The sequence below is a fragment of the Microvirga medicaginis genome, assembly GCF_052658925.1.
In genome coordinates this window covers 145,248-161,607 of record NZ_JBQWEL010000011.1, presented here as the reverse complement: position 1 = coordinate 161,607, position 16,360 = coordinate 145,248, and the positions used below count along the sequence as shown (strand labels likewise).

Sequence of the window (16,360 nt, the reverse complement as noted above, 5' to 3'; positions counted from 1 at the left end):
GCCTTGTGCCGGTGACCCCGACAACGTGAAGCGCCGAGCCTTTCATCATCGGGCTGACCGGGACAAGCCCGGCCAGCCGTTGTTCTGCTGTGCGGCTCAGATCACGCACAGCGCTTCGGCTTTGCGATCCCTACCGTCGATCCCTCCTCCACAGGGGGAAGCACACTCCTCGCTGTTTTGTTAGGCACACTAAGTCTCGCCCCTTCACTCCTTCGGCGGCAGGATCGATCCGACGAGGCTGCGCGCCGTATCGACGATCATACTTCCGCTTTCAGGGTCACCTTTGGCGAGCGCTCCCATGAAGTGGCGAGCCTGCTTCAAGGTGATATGAGGCGGCAGCGGCGGCACGTTCGGATCCGTCACCATGTCGAGCACGAACGGCCTGTCGGCCGCAAGAGCCGTCTCCCACGCAGCGCCAACCTGCTCGGGATCTTCGACCCTGATCCCACCGAGCCCGATCGATCGCGCGAATTCAGCATATGGCACGTCAGGAAGCGCCTGCGACGCCTCCCATTTCGGATCGCCGGTCTGGACGCGCTCTTCCCATGTCACATAGGCGAGGTCGCGATTGTTCAGCACCATGACAACGAGCCGAGGATCGATCCACCGCTCCCAATATTTCGAAATCGTGATGAGTTCCGTCAAACCGTTCATCTGCATTGCGCCGTCGCCCGCAAGGGCAATCACCGGACGATCAGGATGAGTGAACTTCGCCGCGATGGCATAGGGCACGGCGCATCCCATCGTCGCGAGGGTTCCCGAGACCGAACCCATCATCCCGCGTCGGAAATGGAGATTGCGCGCATACCAGACCGTTGTGGTGCCGCTGTCCGCCGTCACGATGCAGCCGTCCGGCAGGCGTTGCGAAAGTTCCAATGCGACCCGCTGCGGATTGATTGGTTCCGCGGGAGCCATAGCCATTCCGCGGATCTCTTCCTGCGAAGCCGAGACACTGGCTTCGATCATCTCCCGCCAGGATCGATCCTGCTTTTCGTCGAGCAGCGGCAGGAGCGCAGCCATTGTTGCAGCGGTGTCCCCCAGAAGGTTGACCTCCATCGGGTACCGCAACCCCAGCATGCCTGCATCCCTGTCGATCTGGACCCCTCGGGCCTTCCCTTCCTTCGGCAGGAACTCCACGTAAGGAAAGCTCGATCCCACCATGAGGAGAGTGTCGCAATCCTGCATGAGATCCCAGCTGGCCTTCGTTCCCAGAAGACCGATCGATCCCGTGCAGAAGGGAAGATCATCCGGCACGGCAGCCTTGCCGAGAAGCGCCTTGGCAACCCCTGCCCCAAGCCGCTCCGCAACGGCCACGACTTCGTCGGTCGCCCCGAGAGCGCCCGCTCCGACTAGAATGGCGACCCGTTCGCCTGCATTGAGCACCTCCGCGGCCCGGGCCAGGGCCGCCGCATCGGGGATGACGGGGGACAGTTCGACGCCGATGCCTGAATGGGTCATGCCGTGCTCGTGCGCAGGCTGCTCCATGGAAACCAGCTGAAGATCATTGGGAAGGATGACGCAGGTGACCCGACGCTCGCTCTTTGCAATGCGATAGGCACGGTCGATCAGATGCCGCACCTGGGCGGGGGTCGAAGCCGTCTCCACATAGGCGCCAGCGACATCCTTGAAGAGGGATTGGAGATCGAGATCCTGCTGGTAGTGAGACCCGATCGCCGATCTCGCCTGCTGACCCACAAGGGCCAGCACCGGCTGATGGTCCAGCTTGGCGTCATAGAGACCGTTCAGAAGGTGAATCGCCCCTGGGCCCGAGGTTCCGATGCAGATGCCGACTTCGCCCGTGAACTTGGCGTGGGCGCAAGCCATGAGGCCCGCCATCTCCTCGTGCCGGGCCTGAACGAAGTCGATCGCACCGTCCAGCCTCGCAAGGGCACTGATCAGGCCGCCGATCCCGTCTCCCGGGTAGCCATAGACCCGGCGCACACCCCATGCCTGCAGGCGCTGCCAAATGAAATCCGCGACGGCCTCTGCCATCATCCCCTCCCATCCGGTTCGAACCGTCAACATTTACCGGTCGGGAAGAGTTGCCTGTCGCGGTCTCAGAGCCACCACCTCACCAAAAAGCCCAGGCTCCGGGGCGAACGGGCGGGATGCCTTCGCATCTCCTGCCGCGCCAGCTACGGGCCTGGGCTGATCGGGGTCCAGACGGGCGCCTGCATCGTCAGGCAAGCGCAGGAAAAGACCGGGCCGGAGTCCATCCGTCCTGGCACGGTTTCATCGAGACAGGCGGTGACGCCCGCCGCTCTCGAAGTCCACAACAATGTCCGCTGGGTCAGCCTGATATGGGGATTGAAAGGCAATCTGCAAGAGCGAGCACGCGCTTAATTGCAGGCAGGATCATAGCCCAATCCGACGCCGTCGGATCGGGCCGAATGGCGCGGTGGCAGCGACATGGAGGCTCTTGATGGCCGCTTCAGACATGCACATTGCCGAAGGCAAGCTCGCCCTCTCCCTTGGGTTGGCGCAGCGAGGCATAGAGGACCCAGCCATAAAAGATGGCAATGATCGCAATCACCACCCAGCCTGGCACCGGCCCGACGGCTGCATTTCGCACCCATTCCCCGACGGATGTGACGAGGTGAGCCTCCGCCGCGCTCTCCTGCATTCGAATGAAAGTGGTCTTCACCAGCCAAGCCAGCAGCAGAATCAGGAACATCCAGCAATAGTTGCGGCGCAGACGCCGTGAGATCGCTTGGCCCAGACCGATCAGGAAAAGGGGCTTTCTGAGGTCAGCGCCCAGCTTGTGAATCCAGTCGTCCGTTGTCCCCTCCTCGGGCGAAAAGATCTGGGCGAAGTAGTTTCGCTCGATCCGGCGCACGCGATTGCGATAGACATCGAAGAAGCGGTAACGCCGCGCTTCGATCACCAACAGCAGCAGAACCAGGACCATAGCAAACAGCAGGACACCATGGTGCGCGGTCGGCGTTGAAAGCGAGAGCGACAGCATGGCAGCCACCACCGTGATGGCCCAATTGGTTGTGCGGTCAATTCGGTCCCGCCAGCCCGCCATTCGGGCAATCTCCGCGCGATGGTAATGCGCCATGACGGTGATGAACTCGGTCGAGGTGCTCGGAAAAACAGGCGGCGTGATGGTCGGCATCGAAGCCGAACTGGCACGTTGATCGTTTGTTGACAGCATGGCGTCTCTCCCATGCCCTAGACCGCGTGCAGGCGGCACAAGCCATTGGGGGACCGCCCTGCTCACGAACGCCCAAGGCGAAGGCATTATAGCACTTGCTCGGGATTCTTAACGCACTCTGCTCGCCCATGATGGAAGCTGTGCGGTTTTCTGCCTGCCCTAGGTTCCCGCCAGCTCATGGGCGTTGGGCATGAACAGGTCCTTCCAGGACGACGGCGTCTTCTTGACCGTCCCGACGGAGCGCATGAAATCGACGAATTTCATGCAGTTCTGCGGCACCGTCGTCCAGACGTTGTCCTTGTCGGCGATCATCCTGACGATCTCGTCCTTCGTCGCGCGCTTCTCCCCTGTCGTCTTGATGTAAAGCTCCGCGGCTGCGTCATGGTTTGCGTTGATGAAGGCGTCTGCCTCCGTGAAGGCCGCGTACACGGCGGCTGTGATCTTGGGATTGGCCTCGCAGAACTTTTTCGATGTCAGCACGACGCCGTTCGTCGTCGCTCCGCCCAGCGTGTCGTAGGAACTGAGCACTTTGTGGATTCCCGGAGTGTCGAGCTCATAATAGTAGAAGGGCGCTGCCGCATAATGGCTGGTGATCTCGCTTCCTTTCGACATGACAGCCGTTGCGGCATCCGGATGCGAACGGGTGATCGTCAGCGGATCGAGCTTAGCGTATTGGTCCTGGCCCCATTCCTTCGTGGCTGCCATCTGCAGGCACACGGCCTGCGCCGAGACCTTGACGCTCGGGACGGCGATCTTGTCCTTGGACGTGAAATCCCTGATCGATTTCACGGCAGGGTTGTTCGTGACCAGAATGTAAGGCATCGACTGCGCTGCGCACAGGGCCCGGACCTCGTGGGCGGTGCCGACGGTCTTGTCCCATAGCGTGGCCAAGCCCGGGACACCGGTGACGCCGAATTGCATCTGACCGCTGATGAGCGCATCGATCAGCGATGAGGTCCCACCCAGGATCCGATAATCGACATCGATGCTGGCGAGGCCCGCTTTCGCAGCGTTCTTCTCGACGAGTTTCATGCTGTCCATCACCATCAACGGCAGATACGGCAGCCCGTGTTGCATGACGATGGTAATCTTCGATACTTCCTGAGCGAGGGAGGCTTTGGAGAGCGCCGGAAGGGTCAGGGCTCCAAGGATCAACTCACGACGGCGTATCATCTCTCTCCCTCTTGTCTTTCCCTTGACGGATCTCTGCAGTGACCTTCGCTGCGAATGCACACCCCGGCGCGCGGCTGTTTTCGCCTTGATCAGCCGGGAAGTTTTCTCCCGGCCTCCATCACAGTCCAATAAGAAATTTAGTGGCGAACATAATTTCCTGTGATGCGGGAAATGGGGCGAAGGCGGTGCTGCTTTCAGATTAGACAACGTGAAACCGGCAGCGCAACCCACATAACATCCGTTTATAGTCTCACCCGAGGATATGATTGGACCCGTTTTGGGCCAGCGGTTCACTTCTTGCGATGATGAAACCTGCCTCGGGGAGAGTGGCATGTCGGCAGATCTCGCAAACATCCTACGCAACAATGTCAGGAGCAAACTGGCCCGGGGCGAGGTGGTCTCGTCGATGACGGCGCGTCTCGTGCGCGGCGTTGAGATCGTCCGCATCGCGAAGACCGCAGGCTTCGACTCGATCTATGTCGATCTCGAACATTCGAGCTTCAGCTTCGACACCACCGGCCAGATCTGCATGATGGCTCTCGAGGCTGGGATCGCTCCCTTCGTCCGGGTTCCCACCAACAGGCCGGAATACATTGCCCGCGCCCTGGACGGCGGCGCAATGGGCGTGATCGCGCCGGACGTCACGACCGCCGAGGAGGCCCGCGCCATCGTCAATGCCGCAAAGTTTCCGCCTCTGGGACAGCGCGGCGTTTCGGGAGGGCTGCCGCATCTCCAATTTCGCACCTTCCCGGCGGCCCAGGCCTTCACGGCCATGAACGAGGCCACCATGGTCATCGTGCAGTTCGAATCCGCGGAGGCGGTGCGGAATGCGGAGGAGATCATGGCGGTCGAGGGCGTGGATCTCGCTCTGATCGGCACCAACGACCTGATGGCCGATATGGATGTGGCCGGCCAGTTCGATCATCCGAAGGTGCGCGAGGCCTACGAGCGGACCATCGCCGCCTGCCTCAAGCACGGCAAGCATGCGGGTGTCGGCGGTCTCTCCTCGCGTCAGGATCTGGTCGCTGATTTCGTGCGGATGGGAGCCAGGTATGTCTCGACGGGCACGGATCTGGCTTTCCTGCTCGGCGCGGCGACGCAGCGCGCACGCCAGGTCGCGGAACTCCAGCCGTGAACGGATCGATCGCCGCAACCGGCTCCGTGCTCGGAGTCGAGCATACCCGGCCCGATTTCGATGTTCCGGCAGGCGCCTGCGACTGCCATGTCCACGTCTTCGGCCCCTACGACCGTTTCCCGCTGGCCCCTGACCGGCACTACACGCCAGGTCCCGCCCTTCTTGCGGACCTCCACGCCCACCAACAGATGTTGGGGCTGGATCGCGTCGTGATCGTGCAGCCAAGCACCTATTCGACAGACAATTCCTGCATGCTCGATGCTCTGCATCATCTGGGTGACAGGGCCCGAGGTGTCGCAGTGGTCGAAGTAGAGGCTTCAGAGAAAACACTGCGCGACCTGCACGAGGCTGGCATCCGCGGTCTTCGGGTCAACCTGGAGACAGCGGGCGTTGCGGACCCTCTTGTGGCCCGCAGGCATCTCGAAAAGACCGCTGCGCAGGCGGCCCCTTTCGACTGGCATGTCCAGGTCTATGTCGACCTCGGCGTCATCGCTGCCTTGCACGACGTCATCCGTGATCTTCCCGTGCCGGTCGTCTTCGATCACTTCGCACGGGCAAATGCCGCGAAGGGGCCGAACCAGCCGAATTTCGCGGCCCTGCTGTCCCTGATGGACTCAGGGAAAGCCTATGTGAAACTCTCGGCACCGCGCCGCATCTCCGATCTGCCGGATCACGCGGATGCAGGCGAGATCGCGAAGGCCCTGGCACGCGCCAATCCCGAACGCCTCCTGTGGGGAAGCGACTGGCCCCATCCTGGCGCGAGGCCGGGCATCGCACGGGATTCGAAACGCATCGAGCCGTTCCATCCCGACGATGATGGACTGGCCCTGAACAGGCTCAATTCCTGGATGGGCAGTGCCGATCTGACGAGACGTGTTCTCGTCGAGAATCCTGCCCGCCTTTACGGGTTCTAGACCCGTCCTCCGCATCGATGTCGACGAGAGAGAAACGTGCCATGACAGCCGCAGCATCTGCACAATCCCATCCGCAACCCAGCCGGCTCTACGCGAAGGCCGATGATGCGAGAGCGTTCGCTACGCGCATTCTGGTCGCCAATGGCATGCCTGAGGAGGATGCACGAACGGTCGCAGACTGCCTCGTCAGGGCCGATCTGCGCGGCGTCGACACACACGGTCTTCAATATCTTCCCCATTACCTCAAGCGCGTGCGCAGCGGGCTGATCAATGCAAAGCCCTCGCTTTCCCTGCAGAAGGTGACGCCCGTTGCGGGCCTTCTCGACGGCCAGAATGCCTTCGGCTTCGTGGTCGCCTCGCGCGCCATGGCGGAAGCGATCGACATGGCGCGGGAGTTCGGCATCGGCCTCGTCTCCGCCCGGCGCAGCACTCATTTCGGAATGGCAGCATGTTACGTGCTCCAAGCGGTCGAGGCCGGCTTCATTTCGCTCGTCTTCACCAACGCCTCGCCGGCAATGCCGCCCTGGGGCGGCCGCCAGGCCCTGCTCGGCACAAGCCCTCTTGCCGCCGGCGTCCCGAGCGGGTCCGAGGTTCCGTATGTTCTCGACATGTCGCCAGCCGTGGCAGCTCGCGGCAAGATCCGGCGCGCAGCGAAACTCGGTCAGGAGATTCCCCTCGGCTACGCCCTCGATGCCGATGGCCGCGCGACGACCGATCCCAACGCGGCCCTCAATGGCGGTGTCGTGCTGCCGATCGGCGGCCCGAAGGGCTCGGCCCTGTCCATGCTGATGGATATTCTCGGCGGCGTCCTGTCAGGAGCCGCCTATGCAGGAGACGTCGCCAATCAGTTCGAGGTGTTCGACCGCCCTCAGGATGTCGGTCACTTCTTCCTCGCGATCAAGCCGGACCTGTTCGTCACGCGCGACGAGTTCGTCCAGCGGATGGATACGCTTGTGCAGCGCGTGCACGATTGCCCCAAGGCTGAAGGTTTCGAGGAAATCCTGATGCCCGGCGAAATGGAGTCGCGGCTCGAGGCCACGCGCAAGCGCACCGGCATTCCCTACAATGCCATCGATATCGCAGCGCTCCAGAAGGAAGCCGCCGAGGCCGGGCAGCCTCCCCTCGTGATCGCAGACGCTCCTCTGGAGTCATAGGCAAAACGACGAAGGGGCAGTGACCGCCGTCACTGCCCCTTGTATTGAAGTCATTATTCAGGCTTCGGGATCAGACCACGCCCTCACGGCGAAGGTCTTCGAATTCCTGTTCCGACAGGCCCAGCCTCTCGCAGAAAACCTCCCTGTTCTGGGCACCGAGCGGACTGCTCGGCTCCAGAGGCATGGGTGGCAAACCCTCGTAACGGATCGGGCTGTTCTGCACGACGATGCGGCCATATTGCGGATGATCAATCCGTTGCAGGCTGCGGCGAGCATGCATGTGCGGGTCATTGACGACCTCGCCCAGGTCTCGCACCGGCGCGTGAGGAACCCGATGAGCGAGGAGCCGCTCGACAAGTTCGGCTTTTGTGTATTGCCGTGTCCACTCGCCGACGAGTGCATCGATCTCGTCGATATGCGCCACCCGCGTCTTGAGATCCCGGAAACGGGAATCGTCTTTCAGATCCTCACGACCCATCGCATTCAGCAGCGCATGAAAGTGACGATTGTTGTTGCAGATGATGGCGACGTGTCCGTCACTGGCCGGATAGACATTGTAAGGGGCCTCCGCCAGCCCTCCGTGCCGGTTGCCGGTACGCACCGGCACCTTGCCGCCGCTGCCGTGGTAGAGCGCAAGATTGGAGCTCAGCGACGCATAGACGGCTTCCTGCATGGAAACCTCGACGAGGCGTCCCTTCCCCGTCCTCTCCCGCTCGTAGAGCGCCGTGGCGATGCCCGCATAGAGATGGATGCCGGCGAAGAAGTCGCAGAGCGCAGGACCGGATTTCACCGGAGGACTGTCTGGGAAGCCGGTGATGCTCATGATGCCGGACATCGCCTGCACGGTAATGTCCATGGCCGGATAATCACGATAAGGTCCCGAGCGCCCGTAACCAGTGCTCGAAGCATAGACCAAGCGCGGATTCTCGGCCTGCAGCACCTCGGGCCCGATGCCGAGCCGCTCCGTCACTCCGGGTGCGAAATTCTCCACGAGCACATCCGCCGAGCGGACCATCTGAAGGAAAAGCTCGCGTCCGCGCTCCGACTTCAGATTGAGCGTCACCGACTTCTTGTTGCCGTTCAGCATGGCAAACGGCAAGGCGGCGCCACCAATGCCGGCACGCACCCGAAGATGCTCGCCGCCATGCGGCTCGATCTTGATGACCTCGGCTCCGGCCATCGCCATGAGGAAGGTGGCGTAGGGGCCGTTGTAAATGTGGGACAGGTCGAGAACCACCAGACCGGAGAAGGGATAACCCTGATGGGGTGCTGCCGATGCCTGAGTCCCGACATCAGTGTTGCTCTGTCCGATGCCCATCAGAACATCCCCATTCCAAGGAAGCCGTCTGTCTCGTCAAAATCAGCCATAATCTTCTTGCCGACGAGATCCTTCAGCGTTTCCGTCGTGCCGCCGCCGAGAGTGCCGTAGCGAGCGCCGCGATAGAGTCTCGACACTGCGTATTCATCCGTGAAGCCGTATCCGCCATGGACCTGGATCGCCTCGCTGGTCACGCGAATGGACATCTCGTTGCAGTACATCTTGGCAAGCGCGGCCTGGTGCGGATCCGGGAACGGGTTCGCGCTGGCGCAGGCCCGGTAGAGGATGCTGCGTCCGACCTCGATGTCCCGGTACATCTCCGCGAGCTTCCAGCGCATTCCCTGGAAGTCGCCGATCCGCCAGCCGAAGGCCGTGCGTTCCCGGACATAGCGCACCGATTCCTCGAACGCGCCCTCGGCTAATCCGAGCGAAATGCTGGGATTGAGGCAGCGCTGCGTGTTGAAGGCGGAGAGAAGTTTGCGGAAGCCATCTTCCCGGATCACCACGTTTTCGAGAGGGATCTCGCAATCGTTGAACTGCACTTCCGCCAGATTCTCGCCGCCCATCGTGTGATAGCGGGCCGTGATCTCGAGGCCCGGCGTGCCCTTCTCCACGAGAACGCAGCCGATGCCCTCACGCCCCGGCTGATTGTCGATGCGGCTGAAGATCACGAAGGCAGCCGCCTCATCCACACGGCTGATGAGCGTCTTCACGCCTTTCACGATGGCCTTGTCGCCCTTGATGGTGGTGTTGGTGCGATAGTTGGCGACATCCGTGCCAGCGTGCGGCTCGGTCATGCAGATCGCCAGGATCGCCTCGCCGCTGCACACGGCTGGCAGGATGCGTCGCTTGAAGGATTCGGGCGCATAGGTCGCGATGATGCGGGTCTGGGATCCGACCTCGCCCAGAACCGCCATGGCGGTGACGTAGCATCCCTTGGCGATCTCCTCGAGCACCAGCGCGGTGTCGAACACGTTCATGCCTGAGCCGCCGTATTCCTCGGGCACCGCCATGCCGAGGACTCCGAGTTCCGCGAGCCGGCGAATGTTCTCCCACGGGAAGCTGCCGTCCATGTAACGCTGGGCTCGCCCCTTGAACTCGCCCTGCGTGACCTCACGAATGGTGCCGACGATGCTGCGCTGCTCGCTGGTGAGCTCGAATTTCATGACGATAGGGTCCCCTTTTTGTTGAATGTTCAGGTGACCGGACACAGGCCGCCATCGACATTGATGGCCGTTCCGGTCACGTATGATGCGGCATCCGATGCGAGGAAGCAGGCCACATTGGCGAATTCCTCGGGCTCCCCGAACCGTCCGAGCGGCACCGGGCGCGCATGCGGCTCAAGGTACTTTTCGAAAGGGATGTCGGGTGCATCGCGCCTGTGCCGACGCTCCCATTGGCCGCTCTTGATGACGCCGACGCAGAGCGCGTTGACGAGGATGTTCCAGGGCGCGAGCTCCTGGGACATGACCTTCGTAAGGGTGATCCCGGCAGCGCGGCTCAGGGTGGTGGGAGCGCTCGCTGCCTTCGGAGCTTTCCCGTTGGCGCTGACCACGTTGATGATTCGTCCCCAGCGCCGCTCCTTCATGCCCGGCACGACCTTCTGAGCGAGATTGACGGCGGCGAAGAGCTTCAGGTCCATGTCCGCAATCATGCCGTCGCGGGTGAGTTCCTCGAAAGGAGAGCGGTTCGAGCTGCCGGCGTTGTTGACGAGGATGTCAACCGCGCCGAACTCGGCGAGAACTGCGGCGACAACCTCGTCCACACGGTCTTTGTCGGTCACGTCGCAGGCATGCCCCACGACGCGGCCTGCGGCATCCCGGCGAATGTCCCGCACAGTCTCAGCCAGCACCGCCTCGCGCCGGGCCAGAACAGCCACATTCGCGCCGGACCTTGCGAAGCGGGCCGCAATCGCCTTGCCGAGCCCCTCGCTGCCCCCGGTGACGATTGCGGTTCTGCCGGTCAGATTGATCAGCATCGCCGATCAGAGCTCACGCAGGGCGTTGAACTGGTCGACATAGCCGGAGCCGTCGATCCTGACGCCGATCACCGTCGTCCGGCCGGATTTCAGGGCGGCGCCGAGTGCGTCCTGTAAACCGTTCTCCGTATCGACCGTGACGCCGTCAGCTCCGAAGCCCTGGGCGAGCTTCTCCCAATCGCAGCCGCCGAGCCCGACGCCGTGCAGCGGAAGTCCCTTGATTTCCTGCTTCACGCGGATCAACCCGATCTGCCGGTCGTCGAGCACGACGATGATGATGGGCAGGTTTTCGCGCACCGCCGTCTGGAGCTCGGCGACCGCCATCAGGAAACCGCCGTCACCGGTAAAGGCGACGACCGGACGGTTGGGATGAGCAAGGCGCGCGGCCAAAGCGCCGGGAACCGCATATCCCATCGAGCCGAGGCCGTTGGAAGTCAGGAACTCGCGCGGTCCGTAGGACTGCCACTTCTGCACGACAAGGAGACGGCTTGCACCGGCATCGCAGGTCGCGATGGTCTCTCGCGGCAGGATGGCGCGCGCAACCTCCATCGCCCTCTGCGGTGAGAGGCCCTTGCTCGGAGTGTTGAGAGCATCGGTGACGTCCTGACGGAAGACCGATGCAGCCCTTTCGCCCCAGCTGCTCCCGCCAGCGCACAGGTCGGTGATCTTGCGCAGAAGAACCTTCAGATCACCGATCGCCTCGATCTCGGCCGGCACAAGCGCGTCAAGGGACGGGGTGCTGGAAAGGGCCACGAGAGGCGTCGTGTAGGGCCATGCCTTCGGCTGCAATTCGACGCCGTCGAGACCAACGGTGATGATCAGGTCTGCTTCGCTCACGAGCTTGCGCTCGATCAGCCCGCCGATGATGCAGCCGGCGCGCAGAGGATGGTCCTCCGGAATGGCGCCTTTGCACTTGGAGGTGACGAGAACCGGGGCACCGAGCTGCTCGGCGAGGGCGACGAGTTCGCCGGACGCTCTGTCCCACAGCACACCGAGGCCTGCGAGGAGGATCGGCTTGCGGGCGGCCCGCACCCGATCGATGACCGGCTTCAAGGCAGCCGCGTCCGGCTCCGGATACAGAAGGTTCGGCATCAGCGGCGGCTCAGCCAAGAGCGGCGCGGCCTCCTTGGTCGTCTCGCTTTGAGGAATGTCGAACTGAACCGGCCCTGGCGCGGGCGCCGTCGCCGTCCGCATCGCGCGGCGGAGCTGCTGGCGGATGGTCCGCGCATCGACCGTCGTGCCCCATTTGACGAGGGGCGCGTAGACGGCAAGCTGATCGATGCGCTGGCGCAGGCCGACCTCGTGGGCCGGCTGCGAATAGCGGTCGGTGAGGAGGATGAGCGGAGCACGGTCGAGAAAGGCGTGCGCCGCACCGTTCACCATGTTCGCAGCACCGGGGCCGCGCGTCGAGAGGCAGACCCCGGGAGAGCCCGTGATCTCGCCCCAGGTCGCGGCGAGCATCGCGCCGGCCGTTTCCTGCTTCATCAGGATGAAGCGCATGTCGCGCTGGCGCGCGGCCTCCATCAGCTCGACGGACTCGCCGCCCGGATGACCCACGAGAAACGGCGTACCGGCTTCCTTGAAAGCATCGGCCATCACTTCAACGGTCGTCGACATTTAAAATCCTCCAGAAATTGTGCGCCCCGCTTCCTCAAGCGGACGGATGTGTAAGGCTTGTTGTGATCAGCATCCCGGCTGCATCAGCCCACGTGCCAATAGAGACCCTTCGGCTCCATGTAGGTTCGCATCCCATTGAGCCCCTTCTCGCGACCGAGACCGCTCTGCTTGAAGCCGCCGAAGGGCGTCGAAATCGATGTTTCCTTGTAGGTGTTGATCCAGACCGTTCCGGCCTGGATCGCCCGCGCCACGCGCCAGGCTTTCGCAAAATCGCTCGTCCAGAGGCCGGCTGCGAGACCGAATTCCGTGTCGTTGGCCTGCTCGATCAGATCGCTCTCGTTCTCGAACGGCAGGACGACGGCGACGGGACCGAAGATTTCCTGCTGGCAGACACGCGACTGGTTCGTGACGCCGCTGATGACGGTCGCCGGATAATAGGCACCGTTCTTGAATGCCTCCGCGGTCGGCAGATCACCGCCGACGAGGATTTGGCCGCCCTCCTCGCGGGCCAGTTCAACGGCTCGCGCGACGTGATCACGATGGTTGAAGCTCACCATCGGACCCATCCGCGTCCCAGGCGCATCGGGTGCCCCCAGCGTGTAGTCTCGCGCCGCGGCCTGGAAAGCTTCCATGAAGGATTCGAAGATCGAAGCTTCGACGAAAACACGTGACCCGGCGATGCAGGACTGGCCTCCCCCTGAGAAGATCCCATCGGCCACGCTCTTCGGAGCCTTCTTGAGGTCCGCATCCGCAAAGACGATGTGAGGCGACTTGCCGCCTAGCTCGAGCACGACCGGCTTGAGGCGCTGCCCAGCCACTGCCGCGATGGCGCGCCCGGCCGCCGTTCCTCCGGTGAAACTCACCATGTCCACACCCGCGTGCTCGACCAGAGCGCGCCCGACATCGGCTGCACCGGTCACGACGTTCACGACACCCGCCGGGAATCCCGCTTCGATGGCGAGCCGCGCATATTCGAGAGCGACGCGCGGCGTCACCTCCGACGGCTTGAGCACGACGGTGTTTCCGGCAGCAAGGATCGGTGCCAGCTTCTGCGCCTCGAGTGTCAGCGGCGAGTTCCAGGGCGTGATCGCAGCGATAACCCCGACCGGCTCGTACACGGTCATCGTGACACTCGGGCCGCGCTGGGTCGTGAGCTCGCTCTCGAAGGTCTCACAAGCGGCGCCGTAGTAACGGAACGTGGCGGCGGCGCTCTTCGCCTGAGACAGGCATTCCGCGAAAGTCTTGCCGTTGTCCTCCATCTGCACGCGCGCAAGATGCTCGGCACTCGCAGCAACCAGATCCGCAATCCGGTAAAGAAGGCCTGCGCGCTCATGGTGCTTCAACCTGGCCCAGGCCGGGTCTCTCAACGCCGCGCGCGCCGCCTTCACGGCATCATCGACATCCGCGGGTCCCGCACCGGCGATCCGGGCGATTTCGGTTCCGTTGCTGGGGTTCACTGAAACGAACGGCGTCCCCTGCCCTTCCCGCCACTGGTTGCCGATCATGAAAGGATGCAGATCCATACCGTTTCTCCTCTTCAGCAACGTGGAGCTTTCTATCGTCATGACGTCAGGCTGCCGACCGGCGTGGCGCCAGCACCAGGTCCTGTGCGGGAATCTCCTCTCCCGAGAGGAAGAGCTGGGTGTTGCGCACCGCGCGCTCCACGACGGGCTTGAAATTGTCGATCGTGCCGCCGGCTGTGTGAGGAGTGACGACGGTCTGATCCAGAAGGAGCAAGGGACTGCCGACCGGCGGCTCCTGCTCGAACGCATCAATGCCGGCCGAGAAGATGTGCCCGCTGACGAGTGCATCGTGCAGGGCGGCCTCGTCGACGAGGCCGCCACGGGCGCAGTTGATCAGGATCGAGCCGGGTCTCATTCTGGCGATGCGCGCCGCGTCAAAGATCTTGGCCGTCTCCTTCATGAGCGGGAGATGGAGGGACACGATGTCCGACTGCGCGGTCAGCTCATCGAGAGATGCATAAGTCACACGCAGTTCGCGCTCGAGTTCGGGGGCAGCCCGTCTCGGATCGAAGTAGAGAATGTTCGCACCGAAGCCCGTGAGCAGCTTAGCGACGGCCTGGCCGATCGCGCCGAAGCCGACGATGCCGACAGTTTTGCCGTTGATCTGCCGGCTCACGCCGCGCGCCGCCTCCTTGTCCCAGCCGCCGGCGCGGGTCTGCCGGTCAAGAAACGGCAGACGCCGGCAAGCTGCGAGCATCAGGAGAAGCGTATGCTCTGCGACGGGGATTGAGTTCCCAGCCTGGAGGCGCGCCAAGCCAATTCCGCGTGAAGCGCAGCGATCGAGATCGATCCGGTCGATGCCGGCGCCGAGCTTCTGAATGAACCGCAGGCGCAGCGCCGCATCAATGAGCGAGGCGGGCATCGCCGCCGCCATCACGAAGGCGATATCCGCATCGCGAAGGGCTTGCGTCTTCTCGTCGATGCTCTGTCCTTTGGCGATGCTGAGCCGCCATTCCGACGGAATGGCGGCCGCGATCGTGTCGATGCTTTTTGGATGGAACGGATCGATGATGCCGATTGTCAGCGCCGCCATGGTCAGGCCCTTGCATCAGGTTGATGATTGGCCTGGAGCATTCAATCGATGGGGATCAACGTCCAATCATTAAGTCGCAGCTGCTTATTAATTCGATTTATGACGAACGAGAGCCGCTCAGATGATCCCTGCGGCGCCTGCTCCTCCTGCGAGGGCAAGAAGCCACAGAGGATTGATCCGTGTCGTCAGCATGACGAGAGCTGTCGCAGCCGTAATGACATAGCTGAGAACGTTCTGAGCGGAAGCAGCTGTGAGAAGCCATGCGCTGGCGATCATCAGGCCCGTCGTCAGGGGGATGAGCCCGCTCCGCAGCAATCTGAACCATTTCAGATGCTGCCACTGCGTCGACAGGCGCGTGGCCACGTAGGCGATGACAGTCGCCGGGCCGCAGATCGCGAGCGTCGCGACAAGGGCGCCGACGAGGCCGGCAACCTGCCAGCCGATCAACGTGACGAAGATCACGTTCGGGCCCGGAGCCGCTTGCGCGAGCGCGTAAAGAGCCGTGAACTGCTCGTCCGTCATCCACGGATGGTCAAGGACGACAAAGCGATGAAGCTCAGGAAGGACGGTATTCACCCCGCCTATCGCTAAAAGAGAGAGGAGCGAGAGATGGAGGACGAAGCTCCAGAGGCTGTCATTGTCGCTCATGGAGTCTTCCACCAGATCCAAACGAGACTGACAGGCGCCATGGCGGCGAGTGTCCAGACGAGCGGCACCTTGAGGATCACGATCGCGACGAAGACAAGGGCGGCGATGGTGATGGTGCGCCCCGAGCGGAGCACCGGCCAGGCAATCTTGATCGCCATCGCCACCACGAGCCCGGCACCGGCAGAAGCAATCCCCCGGAAAGTGCTCGCAACGGCCGGAAGGTCGCCGTAGCGCGTATAGGCCGCGCCGAGGCAGAGGACGATCGCGATCGGGATCACCATCAGCCCCAGGAGCGCAGCCGCAGCGCCGGCAGCACCCGCGAAGCGCGCCCCGACATAGATGCTGATGTTCACGACGTTCGGGCCTGGAAGCAACTGGGATAGTCCCAGCACCTCCGTGAATTCGGCAGGAGTGAGCCAGCGGCGCTTGTCGACGAGCATGCGGCGAACAAAGGGGAGCACGCCACCGAATCCCGAGAGTCCGACCAGCAGAAAAGCCCAGAACAGCTCGCGCACGCTGACCCTCGGTTCTGGCGGGCCGCCCTGCCCCATCACCTGGTCATCCGGCCTCAGCTTACCGCTCTTGGTATCCATTCTGTACGGCTTCCTCCTTCCGCACCCGCTACCTGCAGCGCTGGCGAAAGACAATGCATCCGACATGGACGCGCCGCATCCGTGCCGGAGTGCCGGACAGTTGATCATTCGCACGAT

14 protein-coding genes are annotated in these 16,360 nt (G+C 62.9%); 3 read left to right on the top strand and 11 right to left on the bottom strand.

What is annotated here, in order from left to right; all coding sequences use genetic code 11:
• Window positions 1-204: 204 nt before the first annotated feature.
• The 3 genes from ACUXUR_RS15670 to ACUXUR_RS15660 form a co-directional block, all read right to left on the bottom strand.
• On the bottom strand, window positions 205-1,992 hold the full coding sequence (locus ACUXUR_RS15670; protein ID WP_445503296.1) for a thiamine pyrophosphate-requiring protein: 1,788 nt from the start codon (window positions 1,990-1,992) through the stop codon (window positions 205-207).
• A 439-nt stretch (window positions 1,993-2,431) separates the two neighbouring features.
• Window positions 2,432-3,157, bottom strand: coding sequence for a DUF2270 domain-containing protein (locus ACUXUR_RS15665; RefSeq protein WP_445503271.1), 726 nt, complete (start codon window positions 3,155-3,157; stop codon window positions 2,432-2,434).
• A 159-nt stretch (window positions 3,158-3,316) separates the two neighbouring features.
• Window positions 3,317-4,330 (bottom strand): ABC transporter substrate-binding protein, encoded by a 1,014-nt coding sequence (locus ACUXUR_RS15660; protein ID WP_445503270.1) that lies wholly within the window; start codon window positions 4,328-4,330, stop codon window positions 3,317-3,319.
• A 331-nt stretch (window positions 4,331-4,661) separates the two neighbouring features.
• Between ACUXUR_RS15660 and ACUXUR_RS15655 the strand changes: the two genes are divergently transcribed.
• The 3 genes from ACUXUR_RS15655 to ACUXUR_RS15645 are packed head-to-tail and all read left to right on the top strand — an operon-like array spanning window position 4,662 to window position 7,533.
• Window positions 4,662-5,465, top strand: coding sequence for an HpcH/HpaI aldolase family protein (locus tag ACUXUR_RS15655; protein ID WP_445503269.1), 804 nt, complete (start codon window positions 4,662-4,664; stop codon window positions 5,463-5,465).
• On the top strand, window positions 5,462-6,379 hold the full coding sequence (locus ACUXUR_RS15650) for an amidohydrolase family protein (RefSeq protein ID WP_445503268.1): 918 nt from the start codon (window positions 5,462-5,464) through the stop codon (window positions 6,377-6,379). The genes ACUXUR_RS15655 and ACUXUR_RS15650 overlap by 4 nt, the downstream gene beginning before the upstream one ends.
• A gap of 41 nt (window positions 6,380-6,420) precedes the next feature.
• Window positions 6,421-7,533 (top strand): Ldh family oxidoreductase, encoded by a 1,113-nt coding sequence (locus tag ACUXUR_RS15645; RefSeq protein WP_445503267.1) that lies wholly within the window; start codon window positions 6,421-6,423, stop codon window positions 7,531-7,533.
• Window positions 7,534-7,603: 70 nt separating this feature from the next.
• On the opposite strand, the gene ACUXUR_RS15640 is transcribed toward ACUXUR_RS15645, so the two are convergent.
• The 8 genes from ACUXUR_RS15640 to ACUXUR_RS15605 all read right to left on the bottom strand — a co-directional run bounded on the left by ACUXUR_RS15640 (window position 7,604) and on the right by ACUXUR_RS15605 (window position 16,243).
• Entirely contained in the window at window positions 7,604-8,851 is a 1,248-nt protein-coding gene (locus tag ACUXUR_RS15640) for a CaiB/BaiF CoA transferase family protein (RefSeq protein ID WP_445503266.1), read from the bottom strand.
• Window positions 8,851-10,017 carry an acyl-CoA dehydrogenase family protein gene (locus ACUXUR_RS15635; RefSeq protein WP_445503265.1) on the bottom strand — a complete coding sequence of 389 codons (1,167 nt, stop codon included), beginning with the start codon at window positions 10,015-10,017 and terminating at the stop codon, window positions 8,851-8,853. The genes ACUXUR_RS15640 and ACUXUR_RS15635 overlap by 1 nt, the downstream gene beginning before the upstream one ends.
• Window positions 10,018-10,046: 29 nt before the next feature.
• Window positions 10,047-10,829: an SDR family NAD(P)-dependent oxidoreductase gene (locus ACUXUR_RS15630; protein WP_445503264.1), complete on the bottom strand. Its 783-nt coding sequence runs from the start codon at window positions 10,827-10,829 to the stop codon at window positions 10,047-10,049.
• 6 nt (window positions 10,830-10,835) lie between these two features.
• Window positions 10,836-12,446, bottom strand: coding sequence for a thiamine pyrophosphate-binding protein (locus ACUXUR_RS15625; RefSeq protein WP_445503263.1), 1,611 nt, complete (start codon window positions 12,444-12,446; stop codon window positions 10,836-10,838).
• 83 nt (window positions 12,447-12,529) lie between these two features.
• Window positions 12,530-13,969 (bottom strand): aldehyde dehydrogenase, encoded by a 1,440-nt coding sequence (locus tag ACUXUR_RS15620; RefSeq protein ID WP_445503262.1) that lies wholly within the window; start codon window positions 13,967-13,969, stop codon window positions 12,530-12,532.
• A gap of 46 nt (window positions 13,970-14,015) precedes the next feature.
• On the bottom strand, window positions 14,016-15,002 hold the full coding sequence (locus ACUXUR_RS15615; protein ID WP_445503261.1) for a 2-hydroxyacid dehydrogenase: 987 nt from the start codon (window positions 15,000-15,002) through the stop codon (window positions 14,016-14,018).
• 117 nt (window positions 15,003-15,119) lie between these two features.
• On the bottom strand, window positions 15,120-15,650 hold the full coding sequence (locus ACUXUR_RS15610; protein WP_445503260.1) for a chromate transporter: 531 nt from the start codon (window positions 15,648-15,650) through the stop codon (window positions 15,120-15,122).
• Window positions 15,647-16,243, bottom strand: coding sequence for a chromate transporter (locus ACUXUR_RS15605; protein WP_445503259.1), 597 nt, complete (start codon window positions 16,241-16,243; stop codon window positions 15,647-15,649). The genes ACUXUR_RS15610 and ACUXUR_RS15605 overlap by 4 nt, the downstream gene beginning before the upstream one ends.
• Window positions 16,244-16,360 lie beyond the last annotated feature (117 nt).